The 20,238-nt window shown below is 60.5% G+C and carries 16 protein-coding genes, 1 tRNA gene and 1 pseudogene; 4 read left to right on the forward strand and 14 right to left on the reverse strand.

Annotation, left to right across the window (positions count from 1 at the left end; translation table 11 throughout):
* Window positions 1–58 precede the first annotated feature (58 nt).
* Window positions 59–778 (reverse strand): annotated as a pseudogene (gene nagB, locus Q0J60_RS09775) (glucosamine-6-phosphate deaminase); the annotation flags it as partial.
* Between the two features lie 352 nt (window positions 779–1,130).
* On the opposite strand from nagB, the gene Q0J60_RS09780 reads away from it, so the two are divergent.
* Entirely contained in the window at window positions 1,131–1,778 is a 648-nt protein-coding gene (locus Q0J60_RS09780; RefSeq protein WP_294441051.1) for an HAD family hydrolase, read from the forward strand.
* 289 nt (window positions 1,779–2,067) lie between these two features.
* Entirely contained in the window at window positions 2,068–3,159 is a 1,092-nt protein-coding gene (locus Q0J60_RS09785; RefSeq protein WP_294441053.1) for a DNA/RNA non-specific endonuclease, read from the forward strand.
* Between the two features lie 256 nt (window positions 3,160–3,415).
* On the opposite strand, the gene Q0J60_RS09790 is transcribed toward Q0J60_RS09785, so the two are convergent.
* Both Q0J60_RS09790 and Q0J60_RS09795 read right to left on the reverse strand, forming a co-directional pair.
* Window positions 3,416–4,471 carry a hypothetical protein gene (locus Q0J60_RS09790; RefSeq protein ID WP_294441056.1) on the reverse strand — a complete coding sequence of 352 codons (1,056 nt, stop codon included), beginning with the start codon at window positions 4,469–4,471 and terminating at the stop codon, window positions 3,416–3,418.
* Window positions 4,472–5,246: 775 nt separating this feature from the next.
* Window positions 5,247–5,322, reverse strand: a tRNA-Phe gene (locus Q0J60_RS09795).
* 259 nt (window positions 5,323–5,581) lie between these two features.
* Here Q0J60_RS09795 and Q0J60_RS09800 point away from each other — a divergent pair.
* Window positions 5,582–6,550 carry an SPFH domain-containing protein gene (locus Q0J60_RS09800; RefSeq protein ID WP_294441059.1) on the forward strand — a complete coding sequence of 323 codons (969 nt, stop codon included), beginning with the start codon at window positions 5,582–5,584 and terminating at the stop codon, window positions 6,548–6,550.
* A 235-nt stretch (window positions 6,551–6,785) separates the two neighbouring features.
* On the forward strand, window positions 6,786–7,349 hold the full coding sequence (locus Q0J60_RS09805; protein WP_294441061.1) for a nucleotidyltransferase family protein: 564 nt from the start codon (window positions 6,786–6,788) through the stop codon (window positions 7,347–7,349).
* A 142-nt stretch (window positions 7,350–7,491) separates the two neighbouring features.
* Here the strand turns inward: Q0J60_RS09805 and Q0J60_RS09810 are convergent, their stop codons facing one another.
* The 11 genes from Q0J60_RS09810 to rpsF all read right to left on the reverse strand — a co-directional run bounded on the left by Q0J60_RS09810 (window position 7,492) and on the right by rpsF (window position 19,799).
* Window positions 7,492–8,823, reverse strand: coding sequence for a coproporphyrinogen III oxidase family protein (locus Q0J60_RS09810; RefSeq protein WP_294441063.1), 1,332 nt, complete (start codon window positions 8,821–8,823; stop codon window positions 7,492–7,494).
* A gap of 333 nt (window positions 8,824–9,156) precedes the next feature.
* Window positions 9,157–10,428: a phosphoribosylamine--glycine ligase gene (purD, locus tag Q0J60_RS09815; protein ID WP_294441066.1), complete on the reverse strand. Its 1,272-nt coding sequence runs from the start codon at window positions 10,426–10,428 to the stop codon at window positions 9,157–9,159.
* Between the two features lie 2 nt (window positions 10,429–10,430).
* Window positions 10,431–11,741, reverse strand: a complete 1,311-nt coding sequence (locus tag Q0J60_RS09820) for an adenylosuccinate synthase (protein ID WP_294441069.1) — start codon at window positions 11,739–11,741, stop codon at window positions 10,431–10,433.
* Window positions 11,742–11,954: 213 nt separating this feature from the next.
* Window positions 11,955–14,123 (reverse strand): ATP-binding protein, encoded by a 2,169-nt coding sequence (locus tag Q0J60_RS09825; protein WP_294441071.1) that lies wholly within the window; start codon window positions 14,121–14,123, stop codon window positions 11,955–11,957.
* Window positions 14,123–15,385, reverse strand: coding sequence for a DNA repair exonuclease (locus Q0J60_RS09830; RefSeq protein WP_294441074.1), 1,263 nt, complete (start codon window positions 15,383–15,385; stop codon window positions 14,123–14,125). The genes Q0J60_RS09825 and Q0J60_RS09830 overlap by 1 nt, the downstream gene beginning before the upstream one ends.
* Window positions 15,386–15,923: 538 nt before the next feature.
* A complete protein-coding gene (dnaB, locus tag Q0J60_RS09835) occupies window positions 15,924–17,327 on the reverse strand; it encodes a replicative DNA helicase (RefSeq protein WP_294441077.1) in 1,404 nt (467 codons plus the stop codon).
* 180 nt (window positions 17,328–17,507) lie between these two features.
* Entirely contained in the window at window positions 17,508–17,918 is a 411-nt protein-coding gene (locus tag Q0J60_RS09840) for a hypothetical protein (RefSeq protein WP_294441079.1), read from the reverse strand.
* A gap of 102 nt (window positions 17,919–18,020) precedes the next feature.
* Window positions 18,021–18,557, reverse strand: a complete 537-nt coding sequence (rplI, locus tag Q0J60_RS09845; RefSeq protein WP_294441081.1) for a 50S ribosomal protein L9 — start codon at window positions 18,555–18,557, stop codon at window positions 18,021–18,023.
* Between the two features lie 10 nt (window positions 18,558–18,567).
* Window positions 18,568–18,828 (reverse strand): 30S ribosomal protein S18, encoded by a 261-nt coding sequence (gene rpsR / locus Q0J60_RS09850; protein ID WP_123209279.1) that lies wholly within the window; start codon window positions 18,826–18,828, stop codon window positions 18,568–18,570.
* A gap of 103 nt (window positions 18,829–18,931) precedes the next feature.
* Window positions 18,932–19,444, reverse strand: a complete 513-nt coding sequence (locus Q0J60_RS09855; RefSeq protein ID WP_294441085.1) for a single-stranded DNA-binding protein — start codon at window positions 19,442–19,444, stop codon at window positions 18,932–18,934.
* A 61-nt stretch (window positions 19,445–19,505) separates the two neighbouring features.
* A complete protein-coding gene (rpsF, locus tag Q0J60_RS09860; RefSeq protein WP_294441087.1) occupies window positions 19,506–19,799 on the reverse strand; it encodes a 30S ribosomal protein S6 in 294 nt (97 codons plus the stop codon).
* Between the last annotated feature and the right edge of the window lie 439 nt (window positions 19,800–20,238).

Here is a 20,238-nt window from a genome sequence, read left to right on the forward strand (position 1 = left end):
CGTCGCCATGATGATGGCCGCAGCCGCATTCGTCCACCATCTGGGCGACGTCGCCGCACTTGGAGAAAGCGGCCTCGTCCACCACCGCGATGGCGTTGGGGTGGAACTGCAGAATGGAAGCGGGAACCTTGGGCGTCACGGGGCCGTAGAACACCTCGCGCACGATGTCGGCCTTGTCCTCGCCGGACACCACCAGCAGAATCTGCTTGGCGGCCATGATGGTGCCGATACCCATGGTGTATGCCTGGCGCGGCACCTCGTCGGCGGAGTTGAACAGGCGGCTGTTGGCCTGGATGGTGCTTTCGGTGAGGTCCACGCAGTTGGTTTCCTTGGTGAACTCGTCGGCGGGCTCGTTGAAGCCGATGTGGCCGTTGTGGCCCAGGCCCAGAAGCTGCAGGTCAATGCCGCCGGCCAGCAGGATGGATGCTTCGTAGGCCTCGCAGGCGGCGTCGGCATCGGGGTTGGCGCCGTTGGGCACATGCGTGTTCTCGGGACGCACGTTCACGTGATCGAACAGGTGCTTCTGCATGAAGTAGCGGTAGCTCTGCTCATGCTGCGGGTCGAGGCCGCGATACTCGTCCAGGTTGAAGGTGGCGACGCGAGAAAAATCGAGCTCGCCTTCCTCGAAACGGCGCACGAGCTCAGCATACAGACCCTCGGGCGTAGAACCGGTGGCCAGACCCAACACGCAGCCGGGCTTTTCCGCAACCAGATCGGCGATGATATCGGCCGCAGCCTCGCTCATTTCCTGATAATCCTTGGTAACGTAGATTTCCATGGATCCCCTTTCATATTGGAAGCGTAGGAGCATTGGTAACATGATAGTGCGAATCTTCGCATAGCTGCCGCCCGCCGCCAATACATTCCTCGCCCAAAGCGCAAAAAGGGCGTACCGCGGTAGTGCGCCCTTCCAGAGAAAGAAATGCGCAATGCAATTGCGACACAAGTATGCATCGTGCAGCAAGCAGGAACCGGCGCAAACGCCTTGCCCGCCGCACCCAACCCAAACACACGCAACATATCTGCCCAACAAGATGGATACACTCCCCTGGTATGATTGACCCCAACCAGACACCCAGCGCCCGGCCCCGCCCAAGGAGCGCGGGCAAAGGCGCATAAGGAGGAATCCCATGAACCCGCAGATCGACGCATTCGTGTTTGACATGGATGGCACTCTCTTGGATACGCTGCCCGACCTGGTGGATGTGACCAACGACACCATGGAGCACTTTGGCTATCCCACGCACACCTCCGATGAAATCCTGCGCATGGTGGGCAACGGCCTGCGCTCGCTCATCACGCAGGCCATGCCCCAGGGGCTCGAGAAAGAGGCGGCCGACGCGTGCATCGCCTACTGGAAAGCACTCTACGACGAACGCGGCGACGTGAAAACGCAGGTATACGCCGGCATGATGGACGTGCTGCATACGCTCAAAGCACAGGGCAAGAAGCTTGCGGTGCTCTCCAATAAATACGATGCCGGCACCAAGCTTATGACCAATCACTATTTCGCCGACGTAATGGATATGGCGATGGGCGAAGGCCCCGTGCCGCGCAAGCCCGACCCCACGGGGCTCTTGCGCGTGGCGGAAGAGCTTGCAGTGCCTATCGAACGCGTGGCATATGTGGGCGATTCTCACACCGATGTGGAGGCAGCTCAACGCGCCGGAGCTTTCGCAGTAGCAGTGACCTGGGGATATCAGCCTCGCGAGCGGCTCGAGGCCGCAAGACCCGATGCATGGGCGGAATCACCAGCCGACTTGCTGTCACTCGCATAACCCAACGTTTTTCGACCCGGACCGTTCGGCACGGATAGATTCGCCCAGCATTGTACGCCACGGGGACGCCGACGTGGTGGGCCTCCCAGGCGCCCACGTTCGACGCGAATAGATTCGCCCAGCATTGCACGCCCCTCCGGCATGGAGAAGCCCAGCGCAGCCCCGGCGTTGTGCGCCCACCCCTTGCACCGCCCCCTCGACATGGAAGGACCCCATGCACCCTAGTCGTCAGATGACTTTCCCCTTGACGGAAAACAGCTCGATTATCCACCGCATTTCGCTTGCCTTTATGACGGCACTTGCGCTCTGCTTTGCACTTGCAGGATGCTCCTCCGCCAGCGAGCCCGAACCTGCGCCCCCGACGGGCGAGGCCGCTGTAGTTGTTGAGGATTTGCCCGAATACGACGGCACACTGTGTTTGGAGGTCAACGACGGGCAGCCCGGTTTCACCGATGGGGAAGTGGCCCAGGCGCAAGACGCCGTAGAGCACGGTCAGACTGTCGAACGCTACAGCACGCTCGACGACCTGGGTCGATGCGTCACCGCCTACGCCGTCATAGACTCCAACACCATGCCTACTGGTGAGCGCGGCGATATATCCGCCGTTCATCCCAGCGGGTGGAACCAAAAGTTCTATGACTTCGTGGACGAAGAGGCTCTCTACAACCGCAGCCATCTGATTGGCTGGCAGCTGGCCGGCGAAGACGCCAACGAGCGCAACCTTATCACCGGCACGCGCGAAATGAACGCGGCAGGCATGCTGCCTTACGAGAACATGATCGCCGACTATGTGAATGAAACGGGCGGCGAGGTGCTGTACCGCGTGACCCCGTGGTTCGAAGGCGACGAGCTTGTGGCGCGGGGCGTGCAGATGGAGGCGCAATCGCTCGACGACGGAGGGGCGGCCGTGAGCTTCAACGTGTTCGTGTACAATGTTGAGCCCGGCGTGTCCATCGACTACACGGATGGCTCCAGCCATGCGTCGAACGAGGTGTCGCAGGTGGAGCGCTTCGTGGGCGCAATCGATCCCGACGGGTCGATTTCAGACGCCCCCGAAGCCGATCCGCGCTACGACCACGATGCCTGGGGTTCGACGACAAGCGAGAAGGAAGCCGGAAGCAGCGGCAATGATGGAGGCAGCGCTTCGGGTGCGGCCGGCGCTCAACCCGATGCATCAGAAGGCGCAGGCGCGAGCGACCCCGATGGATCCGCTCGCAATGCGCAGGGCACATACGTGCTCAATACCAACACGATGAAGTTCCACTACCCCACCTGTCCTTCGGCTGAGGAGACCGAGCCCGACAACCGACAGAATTACGAGGGCAGCCGCCAAGACCTCATCAATCAGGGGTTCGAGCCTTGCGGCAGGTGCAAACCGTAGCCTTTACGGGCTGGCCGATTCCGCCATGGTCGGGCTCGAGCGGCAGAATCTTTGGGCATCCGAGCGGCAGCGGCCGACTCCGCCGCAGTCGAATTCGAGCCTTGCGGCAGGCACGAACCGTAATCGAAAGAGGCAGGCATAAACCGTAATCGAAAGAGGCCAGCGCGAAAGGAGCGCCGCAAGCATAAGCCGAGCCGACTTTCTGATACGGCCGCATGAGTCGAGGCGCCTTTCGGCACCTTTGCTGGCGTTGATCCTATCCCCTCACGCGGTTGTATGACGCGTCGGCGTCGAGCGCAACGATGAGCGATTGGCGTAGCTGATCGAGGTTTTCCTCAGCACAGGGGAATACCAGCACGCGAACATCCTGCTGGTATTTCACGTCGGCATACACGTCCGGATCGCCCAGACCTATGAAATCCGCGCGAATGGCAACGCCCATATTGGAGGATGCGCCCACGTATACGTCGCGGAACTTGCCGTAATCGTCCTGCTTGACCCCCTTGCCAAACGTGAGCACCACATAGCAGCCTGGATATGCGAGATAACCCGCAGAGGATGCTGCTCCGTGCCCTTGCGGTTGCGATTGCAAACCGAAAGCATCAGTGGACACGCTTGCCGTCGAAGCGCCCGACTGGGCGACAAATGCGTGCTGATTCCAGTTCTCGAAGAACTTCTTGGGCGTCAAGCGCACGCCCGCGCCCTCCAAAACCACGCGCCTAGCTTCACGGCGGGCCTTTTCCTCATCGCGCGCTGCTGCGGCATTTTTGACCTTTGCGGCGGCGCCGTGGGCAACCGAACCAGCGGCTCCGGCAGCGATGCCCGCAACGCCGACGGCCTTGCCCGCTGCCCCTTTGAGCGTCTCGCGCGCTTTACCGAATCCACCGCCAAACGCGTGACCAGCCTTTTCGAACGCGCCAGGAGCCGCTTTGGCAGCGCCCGCCCCCGCATCGCGAGCAACCTTGGCGGCATGCGAGCCGGCATCTTTGGCGACGCCCACCACTTTATTCACAAGCTCAGGGTTCTTTTCAACGGCATCCTTTACCTTGGGAATCGCCTTTTGCATGGCGGGAATTGCAGCCGCAGCAACTTTTGCCGCGCCGGAGGCTGCGGTTTTTCCGGGCCCGGGAATTGGCGCGCGGTCTATGACCACAGCGGCAATGCCGAGAATTCCCGCGATTGCCTTGGCGTAATCCTCTGCCGTTCTTTCAGTAGGCGGTCGGTCGCAAGAGGAGTCGTTTTCAGATGCCATCGCCTCAACCGGCTGAACCTTCTCGATATCCCTCGTATTGTTCTGCGCGTACGATTCCATAACAGCTCCGTTCCTGGCGTTAGTCGCTCGCTCGCCTCGGCACACGTCCCAGAGGAGGCGCGGCACTCGGCACTCGGCACCCGGCACTCGGCACTCGGCACTTGAATCATATCAAGCCTTGGTGCCGCATTGCGACAATCCCTCTGATTCAGGCAGCAATTGACGCATAAGGTTTTAGAGCGCGGCGGAGACGCTCTCCGCTCCGTACCCCCTGCTTTCACCTTCCTATATCGAACTTGCGATCCGTGCCTCGGTTTTTGGACAACATTACAGGTTAGCCGAGCGCAGAATCGGCGTAAGAAAAGTTATCCGCAGGATTTTCCTGGGAAAACGCCCTATCGTGACGAGACAGAGAGAGATTGGCCGGTTAGCCCCAGCCCCAACGTTCATCAAGCAAAATATCGAGAGCATTCCCGGCTAACCTGTAATCTTGTCCAAAATTAAAGGATCCATCCGTATTATGAACCCGCCCGCTGATTTTTACGAACATCCGGCACCGAAGATGGGGTCGCACATGCTGTTCGTCCGTGCCTGGTGAAATGCCCAAGATGTACGTTTTATCTATAGCCTGAAGACTACTGGCCGGGAATCATCTGGAGAGAGTTCCGCATGCCCACTGAATGTAAGCGGTGAATAATCCGGGCGAACGCACTTTTTATCCCATGGCCCGACAATCGGAACGGACACGCGCTCTGTGCTATGTCAAAATGTTGTTCACGTTGTAGGTTTGACCAACAAAAAAGGCCAGCCACAATGGGCTGACCTGACGTTTTAATGGTGGTCAGAGAGGGACTTGAACCCCCGGCACGGGGATTTTCAGTCCCCTGCTCTACCAACTGAGCTACCTGACCGGTTGCGCTTAACGCGAGTTAGTATCTTAACAGGTCGCCTCCTATAGTGCAAGAAAAAAGATTCAGAAATTTCACCTGCCAGCATTGGGCTTCTGCAAAATTTACGAAAGGGCGCATTGCGAGATACAAAGGGCGCGCGCTTCGCCCGTGCGTGACGATATACAATAGGCATGCCTGTCCAGCGCGACGGCGCAAGATGCACAGCCCGCGGAAAACGCGATGTGCCAACCAGCCAGACATCCTGGCGGAAAGGATCGCCATGACAGCCTTCATCGTTAGCAACATCGTCGTGTTCGTCATCATCTTCGTCGTGATTGTGCTGCTTGTTAAAGACGGCTTTTTCATCGTCGAGCAGCAGCATTCCGTGATCATCGAACGGCTGGGCAAATTCAACCGCTTCGTAGGCGCGGGCTTTCATGTGAAAATCCCCATCTTTGAACGCAAGGCGGCCACGGTCAGCCTGCGCACGATGAAAAACGGCTTCACCATAGACGTGAAGACCGAGGACAACGTGACCATTGGCCTGGACGTTTCGGCGCAATACCACGTTGACTATGCGCTGGGCAACTCGCCGCAGGAATCGGGCATCTACAAGAGCTACTACATGCTGCAGGAACCCGTCGACCAGATGAAGGACTTCATCACCGATGCCCTGCGAAGCGCTATCCCCATGTACTCGCTCGACGAGGTGTTCGCCAAGAAGGATGACATTGCCCAAGACGTGAATGCAACCGTATCCACCCAGATGGCGGGCTATGGCTTCACGTTGGTGTCGACCCTTATCACGCGCATCGCGCTGCCCAAAGAAGTCGAGGATTCCATGAACCAGATCAATTCGGCACAGCGAATCAGACTAGCAGCGCAGGACCTTGCCGAAGCCGACCGCATCAAGATGGTGACCGAGGCCAAGGCCGAGGCCGAAAGCATGGAGAAGGCGGGCGAAGGCATCGCGAACCAGCGCAAGGCCATCGCGCTTGGCATCAAGGATTCGCTTGAGACCATCAAGGAATCGGGCGTGACTCCGCAGGAGGCCAATCAGCTGTTCATGTTCACGCAGTGGACCGACATGATGGGCAAATTCGCCGAAAGCGGAAAGGGTTCCACCGTGGTGCTGCCCAGCGATTTCCAAACCGCGGGATCCATGTTCGAGCAGATGTTGGTTGCAGGAGATGCCAACGACTCCCGCCATGAGGGCGAGGCCGAAGCGGGCGGCAGCAGCGCCAAATAGCACGCCTGTTTTGGCCTACCCTTGGGACGGAAAGCCTCGGATACGTCGGAGCCCCACGCCCCAGCGCCCCGCATTGACATCCACGTTCGACGCATTGCTCCACGGTTTCGCAAGAGACGCCCGAACGGCGCCATCGGTACCGACACATAAAGGCGGTTCCAAAACCGCCCCTTCGTTTTCTCTCTCCGCATGATGTGATACAATTGTGTTACATCACCCGGCGAGAGGATTTCCTATGCGCAAAGAGGTCACATACCGCCATATCGTGGACACGAGAGTTCCCCTGTCGCTTCGTCTGCCCGCAAGAATCGTTGAGCCTATCGAGGAGTACGCTGCGCAACACAGGCTGAGCAAGACCGATGCGTTCATACATTTCCTCGAGCTAGGGCTTGCGCAGCGGGAGAAAGAATTTACCTCAGAGACCATTGAAACCATTCAGACTCAAATAGAGGAGATTCTGAAACTCCTTAAAGCAGACAATCGGCCTGGCATCCCTACGCAAGAGGAAATTCGCGAAGCAGTGCGAGAAGTGTCAGCGGAATACCCAGGCATTGCACAAGTGTATCTCTTTGGCTCATTCGCTCGAGGTGATTCCACCCCAACAAGCGACATAGACCTTCGGCTTATCTTAGACGGGTCACACAGCTTCAATCTTCATGACCTGGTGCATTTTTCCAAGCGCATCGAGAAAATGACGGGTCGTACGGTAGATGTCATCACATCTGATCAGTTGAAGAATAAAAACCTGTCTAAAGCGATTGAGCGCGAGAAGGTGTTGCTGTATGAGCGCGAAAGCTGAAGAAGCGTCAAGCATCCAGGAAATACACGATTTCGTACTGCAAACGCAGTCCGAAATCGAGCATTCGACCGAATAGTGCAGAACGAGAGGCTTCGAACAAAAGACGAAACCCCTCGTTGCATGCGGCTTATTCCATGAAATTCTATTTGCACTCGGCGCAGCCGCTGCCGAAGAGGAGCTGACGCTCGCCTTCGGGAAGCGCGGCGCGGGCCTGATCGCGCAGGTTGTTCACGCCGATGAAGAACTGGCGCATCATGACCACCATCATGTAGCGGCCCTTGGGCGTAAGCGTGATGCATTCGTCATCGTCGCGGTCGAACGCGCCCGACATCTTCATGAATGCGTACTCCATGGGCAGACCGGCCGCCACGCTGCAGCCGAAGTCGCGCTGCCACTGCTTCTTGTCAAGGCGCAGGCCAAACAGCTGCATCATGAAGCGATAGCGCATACGGTTGTGCTTGGAAAACGTGGCCTTGCCCATCACCGACATGCGGCCGCTTTCGATGGCGGCGTTGTAATCGCGGATGCTGAACGTGTTCACGTACTGCGTGTCGCCCAGATAGGTCATGCCGCCGCTGCCGATGGCAGGATACTCCTCGTAATCCACGATGTATTCGTCGATCATAGCGTCCTCGGGCGCGACATTTCCGCCCTCGCGCTTGTTGAACGTCCAAGCCGAACCATGCTCGAAGGGAGCGTTCTCGCCGCCCGCCAGCGTTTCGCTGATGATCTCGTAGAAGCGCTGCTCGCGGTCGTAATCCACCTTGCCCACCGTGCGCGCCAGCGACTTTTCCACCGAGGGCGACGCCATGAGCGGGTAGAACGTGGTCTGACTGGTGCCGCTTTCAAGCACCATCTCCAGGTCGCGGCGCAGAATCTCTTCGGTCTGCGCGGGGAAGTTGAAAATCATGTCCACATTGAGCGACTTGAAATACGGAGCGGCCACCTTGATGGCCTCGAGGATGGTCTTGCCGTCGCCGTACTTCTCGTAGCGGTCCATCTGCTTGAGCAGGCCGTCGTCAAAGCTCTGTACGCCCACGCTCATGCGGTCCACGCGCCCCTGGAGCTTTTCCAGATACGGCAGCGTCAGATGGTTGGGGTTGGTCTCGCACGACACCTCTTTGATAGAGAATTCGCGTTTGGCCAGGTCAATGAAGTCACAAAGCTCGTCCAGCATGATGGTGGGCGTGCCGCCGCCAATATAGAGCGAGTCGAAATCGTAGCCCAGCTCTTTCACCATCATGAGCTCGCGGCGCAGGTTCTTGAAGTACGGCACCGCACGCTTCTCGGAAAACGGGAAGCGGTTGAACGAGCAATACGGGCACAGGCGCTCGCAGAACGGGATGTGCGCGTACAGCATGTACGGCTGCCCAGGCTTGGGGCCGGGGATGCGTTCCACCTGGCAGGGCTCGATTTTCATGAAACTATCGGCGCAGTAGCGCACCGCGCGCGTAAGAAGTCGTTCGCTCAGCATTCAGCTTGATACCTCTATCTTATTCTCAACTCGCCTGCGCAACGTAGGCGAAACTTGATGACAACGACCCTGCATCATAGCGCACCGACGCCCTTCGCGCACCCACGTCACGACAAAACTATGGGGCCGCAGCTGCGCCTTGCATGTTCGAGGCCGATTTCCAACCATCCCAGACACTCTGCGCAGGAAAGACCGTGCGGGCGCCGCGACGTCGCATGCATTGCACATGCGAATCCATGCCACAAAAATACCCCGGCCGATATGCAAAGATGCAATCAACCGGGGTGAAAAGGCAGCCTAGCTATCGTTCACCGATTAAGCCGTTCCGGCGCGTTAGCCGTTGATCGCGCGCATGGCAATGTCGCGACGGTACTGCTTGCCTTCGAAGTTGATCTTGTCGCACGCCTCGTAGGCACGCTCACGCGCCTCTTCGAACGTATCGGCGAGAGCGACCACATTGAGAACACGACCGCCGTTGGTCACGAGCTCGTCATCGGCGTTGAAAGCAGTGCCGGCATGGAACACGATCACGTCGTCGAGCGCCTCGGCCTCCTCGATACCCAGGATGACCTTGCCCTTCTCGTACTTGCCGGGGTAGCCCTCGCTGGCAAGCACCACGGACACGGCGCATTCGGAGCGCCAGGAAAGCTGCACGCCGTCCAAGTTGCCCTTGGCCACGGCCTCGAACACGTCAAGCGCGTCGCTGGCAAGGCGCGGCATAAGCACTTGCGTCTCGGGATCGCCGAAGCGGGCGTTGAACTCCAGCAGCTTGGGGCCTTCAGCGGTCAGCATGAAGCCGCCGTACAGCACGCCGCGATACGGCTCATCGAAATCCTTGGCGGTTGCGGCCGCAGCAGCCTCCATGATGGAGCGCATCTGCGCCTCAAGCTCGGGTGTCACGCACGGCACGGGGGAATACACACCCATGCCGCCGGTGTTGGGACCGCGGTCGCCGTCGTAGGCGCGCTTGTGGTCCTGGGCACACGGCATGCACAGCGCCTTGCCGCCCGCCAGAAACGCCAGCATGCTGCACTCGGGGCCTTCGAGCATCTCCTCGATGACCACGGTGGAGCCAGCCTCGCCGAAATCGCCGGCAAAGCAGTCGCGCACGGCCTCTTCGGCGTCTTCCATAGCCTCGGCCACCACGACGCCCTTGCCCGCAGCCAGGCCGTCGGCCTTGACCACGATGGGAGCGCCCACCTCGTGCAGGTACGCCATGGCGTCATCCTGCGAGGTGCACTTCTTGTAGCGCGCGGTGGGAAGATCGTGCGCCAGCATGAATTCCTTGGAGAAGCTCTTGGAGCCTTCCAGGCGCGCGCCCTGTGCGTCGGGGCCGAACACCAGAAGGCCGGTCTCGCGCAGCGCGTCGGCCACGCCCGCCACCAGCGGAGCCTCGGGGCCGATGACCACCAGGTCGATGGCATGGTCGCGCGCGAAGCCGATGATGGCCTCGGAGTCCTCGATGTCCACGGGGACGTTTTGCGCGATGGCAGCCGTACCGCCGTTGCCGGGCGCCACGAACAGCTCGCCGCAGCACGCCGACTTAGAGATAGCCCAGGTCAGCGCATGCTCGCGCCCGCCAGAACCAAGTACTAGAACATTCATTCCTACCAGCCCCTCATAAAGGTTTGGTCGCGGTCGGGGCCAACCGAGATGATGGTGGCCTTCACGCCGCTCAGACGCTCGATTTCGTGCACGTAATCCTGCGCGGCCTGCGGCAGCTCCTCGAAACACGTGGCCTTGGTGATGTCCTGGCCCTTCCAGCCCGGCATGGTCTTGTACACGGGCTTGGCGTGGAACAGCACGCTCTGCTGCATGGGGAAGTAATCGTAGGTCTTGCCGTCGCACTCGTACGCCACGCAAATCTTGAGCTCGTCGAACGCCGAAAGCACGTCGAGCTTGGTCAGCGCGATGTCGGTGAGGCCATTGACCTCGGCAGCATAGCGCGCGATGACCGCGTCGAACCAGCCGCAGCGGCGCTTACGACCGGTGGTCACGCCGTACTCGTGGCCCTCGGCGCACATCAGGTCGCCGTCGATGGCGTCCTGGCCCTCGCCGCCGTTTTCGGGGTAGATCAGCTCGGTGGGGAAAGGACCGGCGCCCACGCGCGTAACGTAGGCCTTCTCGATGCCCAGCACGCGGTCGATGGCGGCAGGGCCCACGCCGGAGCCGGTGGCCGCGCCGCCCGCGCAGCACGAAGAGCTGGTCACAAACGGGTACGTGCCGTGGTCGATGTCGAGCAGCGTGCCCTGCGCGCCCTCGAACAGGATGTGCTTGCCCTCGCGCAGCGCGCTGTTCAGAAGCTGCGCGGTCTCAGCCATGTGGGGACGGATGACCTCGGCATACGGCAGGTATGCGTCGCAGATCTCGTCCACGGTGAACGTGCGCTTGCCGTACACCTTCTCGAGAATGGCGTTCTTCACCTCGAGCGCGGCCTCCACCTTCATGCGGAACACGTGCTCGTCCAGCAGGTCCTGGATGCGGATGCCGCTGCGGGCGGCCTTGTCCTGATAGCACGGGCCGATGCCGCGATTGGTGGTTCCGATTTCGTTTTTGCCCAGCTTGAACTCGGACGCCTTGTCCAGCTCGATGTGGTAGGGCATAATCACGTGCGCGTCGCAGGAGATCTTCAGACGCTCGCAGGACAGGCCCTCGCCCTCCAGCATGCGCATCTCCTCAACCAGAACCTGAGGGTTCACCACCACGCCGTTGCCGATGACCGGCACCGCGTGCTCGTACATGATGCCCGACGGAATAAGGTGCAACGCAAGCTTCTTATCGCCGTGGATCACCGTGTGGCCGGCGTTGTTTCCGCCCTGGTAGCGCACCACGTAGTCGAAGTCGCGGGAGATGAGGTCGGTCACCTTTCCCTTGCCTTCGTCACCCCACTGGGCTCCGACCAACACCACGTTAGGCATGTTCGTCTCTCTTTCTTCCATATGTTGAACCATGATGGCCGAAAACACATGGCCATGGGTTCGAACGCGCGGAACGGCGGCGAAAACGCGGAGGCCAGAGGCTTGCCGCGAAGGCCCGGAACAAGCCGGGTTCGCCAAAGCGGTGACGCGGGGCGGGACAAAGCCCGTCGCAGCGGAGCCGCGCAAAATGCCGCACGCTCGACAACCTGTTGATTATAACCCCAAAATCTTGCAATCCTTAGTATATGCGGCTATCAAATCGACGACTTCCTTGTGACAGGTAAAAACGATGACCTGGCGTTTCTGCGCGAGTTCGGCCAGAGCGCGCACCGCTCCGAGGCGGCGGTCGTCGTCGAAATTCACAAGAATATCGTCGGCAAGCACGGGAAGGCTGGCACCCACCTGCTCCACGCATTCGAGCAGAGCGATGCGCAGCGCGAGGTAAAGCTGCTGGCACGTGCCCAGCGACAGCAGGCGCGGCTCCCAGGCGCGGCCCACGGCGTCCACCGCGCACACCGATCCGGATTCGTCGGTGCGCACGCCCTCCCACGCGCCGTCGGTCATGAGCGACAGGAGTTCCGAGGCGCGCGCGTACACCTCGGGCTGGCTTTCGCCCTCCCAGGTGCGGATCGCCTCGACCATCATGCGACGAGCCAGCAGCAGCCGCGCGAGCTCCACGCCCGACTCGTGCTGGCGCGTGACGATCTGAGCGCGCTCGGTTTTGAGAATATCCAGGTCATTGTCATGTTCGGCGGCAGCAAGAATCTGGTTGAGCTCGCCGATGCGGCGGTTTTGACCCTCAAGCTGCTCGGTCAGAGAGTCGCGGCGATGGGCGGCCGATACCGCCTGCGCCTCGACGTCGACCATGGAGGCGTCGGCGTCGAACCCGCATTCCTCGAGGCAGGCCGTCTGCCGCGCACGGCACTCTTCCGCCGTGCGCGCGAATGAATCGCGGCGGGCCGTGGCTTCCCGCAAGCGGGCGACGGCCGTCTCGTGGGCGGTGCGAGCCGCGTGAGCGGCGTCGACGAGCTCAATCGCACGGCGCAGCGACCTTCCCGCCTCGGCAAGGCCCATCGACTTCAGCACCTTCTCGATGCGCATGTCCTGTTCGAGCGCTTCGGCCTCGCGCGATTCGAGGACGCTCTTCTTTTCCATCATGTCGCGATGGGCGGCGTCGGCGGAATCCTGAGCGGCGCGCGCCTTCGGACGCGCCATCACGACCATCGCCACGGCCACCGCGACCGCCGCCGCCATACATACGAAGCCGACGATGCAGGCGGGCATGCTGTCCATGCGTGTGCCCGCAAAAACCCAGGCGGCACCGGCAATGGCCAGCGCAAGCACCACGAAAAACGACGGCAGCGTGCGCTTGGACGAGGCCGTGCCCTTCGGTTCGCTTGCCGCCGCATAACGGGCGCGGGCATCGGAGAAATCATCCTGCGCGGCCTCGAGGCGATGCGCGAGGCGGTTCTGCGCCGCTTGCTCGCGCTCGATTGCCTCCCGGATGGCCGCCTCGTCGGCCGCCGTCATGCGTGCGGCTCCGGCGCCGATTGCGGCCTGCACCGCTGCGTCGGCGGCGTCAACCTCATGCTGCGCCGCGTCGCGCAGACGCAGCGCCTCGTCCTCCTGCGCCGCCAGACGCTCAAGATCGGCCTTGAGCGCCGCAAGCGCTTCCGTGCGCGCGTTTGCCTCGGCAAGATCGAGGGCCGTTCGCTCGCGCTGCGCGACAAGGGCGCGGCGTTCGCGGTCCTCTTCCTTGAATGCGTCCGATTCCTCGCGAGCCTCGGCCAGCTGGGCGCGGCACGCATCAAGCTGGCGCTTCAGATTGGGGAACGAATGCGTGGCCGCAGCGGCGCGGCTCGTGTAGGTTGCGATGCGCGCGTCTAGGGTCGCCAATGCCTGAGCAGGGCTCACCTCAGTGCCGGATCCCGCCGTGAGCAGGCGCGACGTCATGTCTCCCGCGTCGCCCAAGCCGCGAAGCTCATCGCTGGTGAGCGCGAACACGGTGCTATATGTATCTTTGTCGATGTCGGCCACGATACGCAGAGCGTCATCGGGTGTTGCCTGCAAGCCGTCAACGTTGCGCACGCGCGAAAGCTCGACGGAATCACCCGCCTTGGCTTTGCCCGCAAGCGCGGCCTTTCGTTTCTCAAAAATCAGCGAGCCCGAACGCTCGGCGGACGCGGGTTTGTACACGTTCCTCGACCCGCGCGCATCCTCCCAGCCGAACAGCACGCCACGCACGAACGCGTTTAGCGTGGTCTTGCCCGCCTCGTTTTTGCCGTACACCACGTTGAGGCCCGGCGCGAACGGCCCCACCGTCTTGTCGAAGAACCGCCCGAACGCCTGCATGTGGATGCGCTTGAGATAGAACTTGCCCATCACGCACCCCTCCCATCCAGCAAGGTGAGCGACATGTCGCAGGCGCTCTCGGTCAAATCGTCCAACATGCCGTCCACCCCGCGAGGAAGCGCAAGCCCGCGCCGCGCAAATTCTTCCTGGAGGTATGCAAGCCGCGCATCGTCTTGCGGCGCCACCATCTTCTCGGCCGATCGGATGAGCGCAGCGGGGAACAAACCCGCAGCTCGCAGGCCCTCTTTCTCCAGCGGCGGCGTGGTGGCGTTAATCAGGGCGTCGCAGTAGAACGCCGGGTAACTCTCGTTGAGCTCGGCGCGCATCTCCTCCACCGTGCCGGGTCGCGCAAGCACGTCGTAGAGCTGCGTTGGGCCGCCGATGGTCACGCGGGCCACCATCTCCTCGCACTGGGCGGCGGCGTTGGCGTCGAACATCACGCGCACGCATGCGGCCAGGATGTCATCCACGCCAGCGCATCCGCTCACGTCCACGCACAGCTGCTCCCATTCCACCTGCGCGGTAGGGATGAATTCGAGCTTGTTGGGCAGACCTTCCTCGAGGGTGACTTTATAGCAGCCGCGGCTTCCCGTTTCCTTGATGTCGCGTCCTTGGATGCAGCCGCAGAACGCGATGCGCGGATCGGTGCCGGGGGCCAGATAGCGCATGTGGATATGCCCCAGGGCCCAGTAGTCCATATCGGCGCTGAGCAGTCTGGACTCAGTGACGGGCGCCTTGAACGGGTCCATCCATAAGCCCGAATGCAGCATGCCGACGGCGAACGGAGCTTTGGAGCCGCAAGCCTGGGCGGCGGCCGCACGCGTCATGCCGTCCGCGATGGAGCCGTCGGATGCCTGATTGGAAAAGCCACGCGCGGCTATCAGGCACAACGGCGCGCCGTCGACATCGCGATGGAGGAAGAACTCCGGCGCATCGGAGCCGGCCATGCGCACGTTGCTTGGCAGCTGCGGGATGATGTCGTGCCAGTTGGGATACGGGTCATGGTTGCCCGGAATCATATATACAGGAATTCCCGCATCATGCAGACGCTCCAACCCGCGCATGAAGTGGCGCATGTGCGCATAGCTGGGTTTATCGGTGTCGAACATGTCGCCCGCGAGCAGCAGGAAGTCCACGTGGTTGTCGAGGCATGCCTGAATGACGCGGTCATACGCTTCGGGAATGGCGCGCGCAAGACGCTGAGCCCACGCGGGCGAAAGCGCTCGCAGCCCGCGAAACGGCGCCCCCAAATGGAGGTCGCCCGAATGGATGAATGTTAGCTTTGCTCCCATAAAGCGAGTGTATCACGGCGGCGCGCGCTCCGCGCCAATGTGCGGCGAACGCGTCAGAACTAACGGAGACGCGTCCTCCTTGGCTTACTATTCTAAATATTCAGACTAATGCATAATTGTTGAAGAGTATTCATATATTATCCAGTCGATAAAAGCGCTCTCCAAAAATGGGTCGAAAAATCGAGAATGTTTGTGCCGCGTCGCAGCATTCAGCCCCGAAATACCCCATATTCAGGGCGTCAAAGAGAGGATTTCCCGATAAACCCCTCCATGAGCCACCGTTTGCGTCATGCATACGCAAACATTCTCGATTTTTTGTCCGTTGTTCAATCGGCCGAAGTATCACGCTACTCCTCGCGTGCAAAAAGGTTCACCACGCCTAGGTCTACCATGCCCGCATGCACGGCATGCCCACGCAATGCCTCGCCTCAATCCACATCCCCACTCCACCTGCGTAGCGGGTGGTTTCCCGCCCCTCGCTCCTTCAGCGCAGAGGGCAGGCGAAGCCAATAAAGGCTTATCGCATGTTCGACCTTGCTTACAGCTGCGAGGCGTCGATATAGTTGCCGAACTTGGTGTATTCGGGGTTGAAGGACAGCGTGATGTCGCGGGTGGCGCCGTTGCGGTGCTTGGCCACAATAAGCTCGGCGGTGCCCAGGTCAGGGCGACCCTCGCTTTCGGCCTCCACCTCGTCCATGCTTCGGTCGATGAACATGACGATGTCGGCGTCCTGCTCGATGGAGCCAGATTCACGCAGGTCGGAAAGCTGCGGACGCTTGGAGCCACGCATCTCGACAGCGCGGGAGAGCTGCGAAAGCGCGAGCAACGGCATATTGAGCTCTTTGGCGAGCACCTTGAGGCCTCGCGAAATCTCGGCGACCTCGACCGCGCGATTGCCGTCGCGACGGTTCGAAGGCGGCTGCATAAGCTGCAGGTAGTCGACGATGATCAAGCCTTTTTTCTTGTCGCGCAGCTGGCGACGCGCTTTTGCGCGCATCTCCAGCAGCGTAAGACCAGGCGTGTCGTCGATATACAGCTCAAGGCCCGAAAGCGTGGCGGCAGCATTCATGATGGCGTTCCAGTCGCCTTCGGTGAGGTCACCCTGGCGCAGCTTGCCCAGATTCACGCGCGCCTCGGCGCACAGAATACGCTGGACCAGCTGGTTCGCGCCCATCTCCAAGCTGAACATGGCCACGGCGGCACCCGATTTGGCGGCGTTGGTGGCAAGGTTCAGCGCGAAAGAGGTCTTGCCTACGCCAGGGCGTGCGGCAAGAATCAGCAGGTCACCGCCGCGCAGGCCCCAGAACAGCCTATCCACATCGGCGAAGCCCGTGGGCACGCCAGCCATCTGGGCACGGTTGTTCACCAGTTCGTCAATCTCGTCGAATGCCTGGGTGAGAAGATCGGTGATGTTCTGGAACGAGGACGACACGCGCTTTTGCGTGACGTTGAACAGCATCTTCTCGGCTTCTTCGATGGTTTGGTTGGTGTCGTCGGGGGCGTCGTAGGCAAGCGCATTAATGTTGACGGAGGCATACACCAGGTCGCGCTGGACGCTGGTGCGTTTGACGATCTCAGTGTGGCTCTTCCAGTTAGTAAGCGCGAGCGTGTTATTGGCGAGCTCGACCAGGTAGGCGCGTCCGCCCACGGCCTCAAGCTGGCCCTCGGCGGCAAGACGCTCAGCGAGCGAAATCTGGTCAATGGGCACATGGCGCGTATTAAGCTCCAGCATGCCTTCGAAAATACGCTGATGAGCGGGGCGGAAGAAGTTTTCCGGCGTGAGCTTGGTCGCCACCTCGTCGATGGCGTCAGGGTTCAGCATGCATGCAGCGAGCACCGACTTCTCGGCTTCGATGTTGCTGGGCAGCGGACGGCCGGTCGCGCTCTGAAGCTGCGTCGATTGTTGCTGGGACTGGTTGCGCCTATCGTTATTTTCCGCCATGGAAAGATTCCTCCGTGATGCAAGTTATAAGAGAGCTTGAACTCTGTCTCTCCCAAGATGGTTCAATGCGCCTCCGTTGCTGCTTGGACGCTGCAAGGTGAAGAGTGCTTTCTTGCAGTATCCATACACAAAGAAAGCGCCGGAGGTAGGTGATGACTCACCGTTCGGGCGCTTTGTTGGCTATAGATTATCAGACGCTTTGCCAATGTCAACGACTTTCCCTTTGCGGTTCACGAACAACACGCACTTCAGTCCCCGTACGCGCCCAGCGGCACATGTACGCACCTCGCGTTCAATAGCTGCATCAGGGACACCTTTCATACGGCGGCAGTCGAAGATAACATGTGGCGCCTGATTGAGCGCTTTACGGAGATTCTTCTCAACCGCTTTCATATTCGAAGCGGTTGGTGCCTTCATCTCCCATAGTTCACCTCTAATGATGCAGTCCGCCGACCGAGCCCTTTTCTCTTCGCTGCGGCGTACAAACTCTACGACATACCCCGCTTCCGCCAGAGCTTCTGCCGTCTTAAGCTCGTGTGGCCACACATTGATGCCCGGCGCAATAATGATCTTCCCCTTACCCTTGTCCATGAGCCGCGACACCATCCTTCCCAGCTTGACTACGAATATGCAAAAAGCCCCGCATAGAAATATGCGGGGCTTTGGGTTCAGCGTATGCCTATGAGCGAAGTGCTATTCAGCGGCTTCCTCGGTGGCAGCCTCAACGGCCTCTTCGACAGCCTCGACGGCTTCCTCGGCCACGGGCTCCTCGACGGCCTCTTCCTTCTTGTCGCCGACGGTCAGAGCGAGCTCGACCTTGATGTCGCGATAGATGGAAAGGATCACGGTGTGAGCGCCAGCGGTCTTGATGGGAGCACCCATCTCAAGACGCTTGCGGTCGATCTCGACGCCAGTCTCGGCCTTGACGGCAGCCTCAACCATGGCAGCGGTCACGGAGCCGAACAGGACGCCCTCTTCGCCAACCTTAGCCTCGACGAAGATGGACTTGCCCTCCAGGGAGGCCTTCAGAGCCTGAGCGTCGGCGATGCGCTTCTCCTCGCGCTTGGCGATGTTGCCCTTGCGCTGCTCAAGCTGCTTCAGGTTGCCCTTGGTGGCCAGGATGGCCATCTTCTGAGGACCCAGGTAGTTGTTGTAGAAGCCAGGAGCCACGTCGACGACGTCACCTTCGCCGCCCTTGCCCCTTAGCTCGGTAAGCAGGATAACCTTCATCGGTGCCTCCTTAGCGGTTGCGACGATCGCCGCGGCCGCTCACAGCAGGAACCGTGTAGGGCAGGAGCGCCATCTCGCGGGCGTTCTTGATAGCGGTGGCAACGTCGCGCTGGTGCTGGACGCAAGCGCCCGTCACACGGCGGGGCTTGATCTTTCCGCGGTCAGTCATGTACTTGCGCAGCATGGCCGTGTCTTTGTAGTCGACGTACTGCACGTCCTCCTTGCAGAACTGGCAGTACTTGCGGCGCGGCTGCTTGGTGTATTCAGCCATTTGATTTCCTCTCTTTGACGCCGCCCGGCGCCTGCCGGTGGCGTGTTGCGAAGCGCTTATTGGCTTCGATGCTTAATCCTTAATGCCGTATCGGATGAGCGGCTTAGAAGGGGATGTCCTCGTCGTAGACGGAGGTATCCACCTGGGGCGCTGCGGGAGCCTGGCGAGCCGGCTGGGGCGCGTATTGGGGCGCCTGCTGCATCTGGGGAGCGCTGTAGCCTCCCTGATAGCCACCGGCGTTGTATCCGCCCTGGTAACCGCCGCCGAAACCGCCGTCGCCGTTTCCGCCACCGCGGCTCATGAACTCAATCTCATCCACGACAACCTCGATCTTGGAACGCTTCTGGCCGTCGCGCTCCCACTGGGACCAACGAAGCTTGCCCTCGATGGCCACCTTGGAGCCCTTGCTCAGGAACTTGGCCACGCTCTCGGCGCGGGTGCCGAACATCGTGCAGTCGATGAAGTTCGGGTAGTCCTCCCACTCGCCGGTCTGCTGGTTGCGACGGCGATCGTTCACCGCAACGCCGAAGCCAAGGACCGGAAAGCCGTTGGCAGTGCTGCGCAGCTCAGGGTCGCGCGTGAGATTTCCCGATATGACCACTTTGTTGATGCTCATTGTTCTTCCTCATTCCTTGAAGCATCTAAGAGCATTCGCTCAATCCGATGGGCGGCCGCAATTAGTCGCGGTCGCTGCGGTGCACGATCTTGTGGCGAACCACCGCGCCGGTGATGCGCAGCACGCGGTCGAGCTCCGCGATGTTGGCGGGATCAGCATGGAAATCGATGAGGGTGTAGTTGCCCTCGTTCAGGCCGTTGATCTCGTAGGCGAGCTTGCGCTTGCCCCAATCCTCGACGTTATCGATCTTGCCTTCGCCCTGGGCGATGGTGGTTTCGATACGCTTCATGGTTGCGAGACGGGTTTCGTCGTCAATGTTCGGTGCGACGAAGAACAGCAATTCATAAGCCTTCATTATGTCACCTCCTCTGGACTTACGGTTCCGGGTCGCATGAAGGCATCTGCCCGGAACAGGAAACTTGCCCATAATAGCAGCACCTTCCCACCAGCGCAAACAGTATTTCAAGCATCCGCGGATGCGTCACAACTTATTCACGATGCAGCGAAAGCGCATTGGGCGCGCCATCCGGCAAAAGGTCGCGCTCACGCAGATCGCGATTTAGGCTTTGCGATTGCGTCGACACGCTGCGGCAATCGCAACCGCGTTGCGGTCATCGCATTTTGACGGAACGGCGCCGGCAAATGCGCTTTTCGCTTGAACACCATGCTAGCCTGAAAACCTTGCCAAACCCTTGCCAACGGCTTCTGTTTTTGCGGCGCAAACTATGCAGAATGGGTCGGAGCGCGTCTATGAAATCTTGCGGGATTGTCCCTTTCCCCTCGAAAGAAACTGC

Source organism: uncultured Slackia sp. (genome assembly GCF_944321625.1).
In the GTDB taxonomy this organism is placed as follows: domain Bacteria; phylum Actinomycetota; class Coriobacteriia; order Coriobacteriales; family Eggerthellaceae; genus Slackia.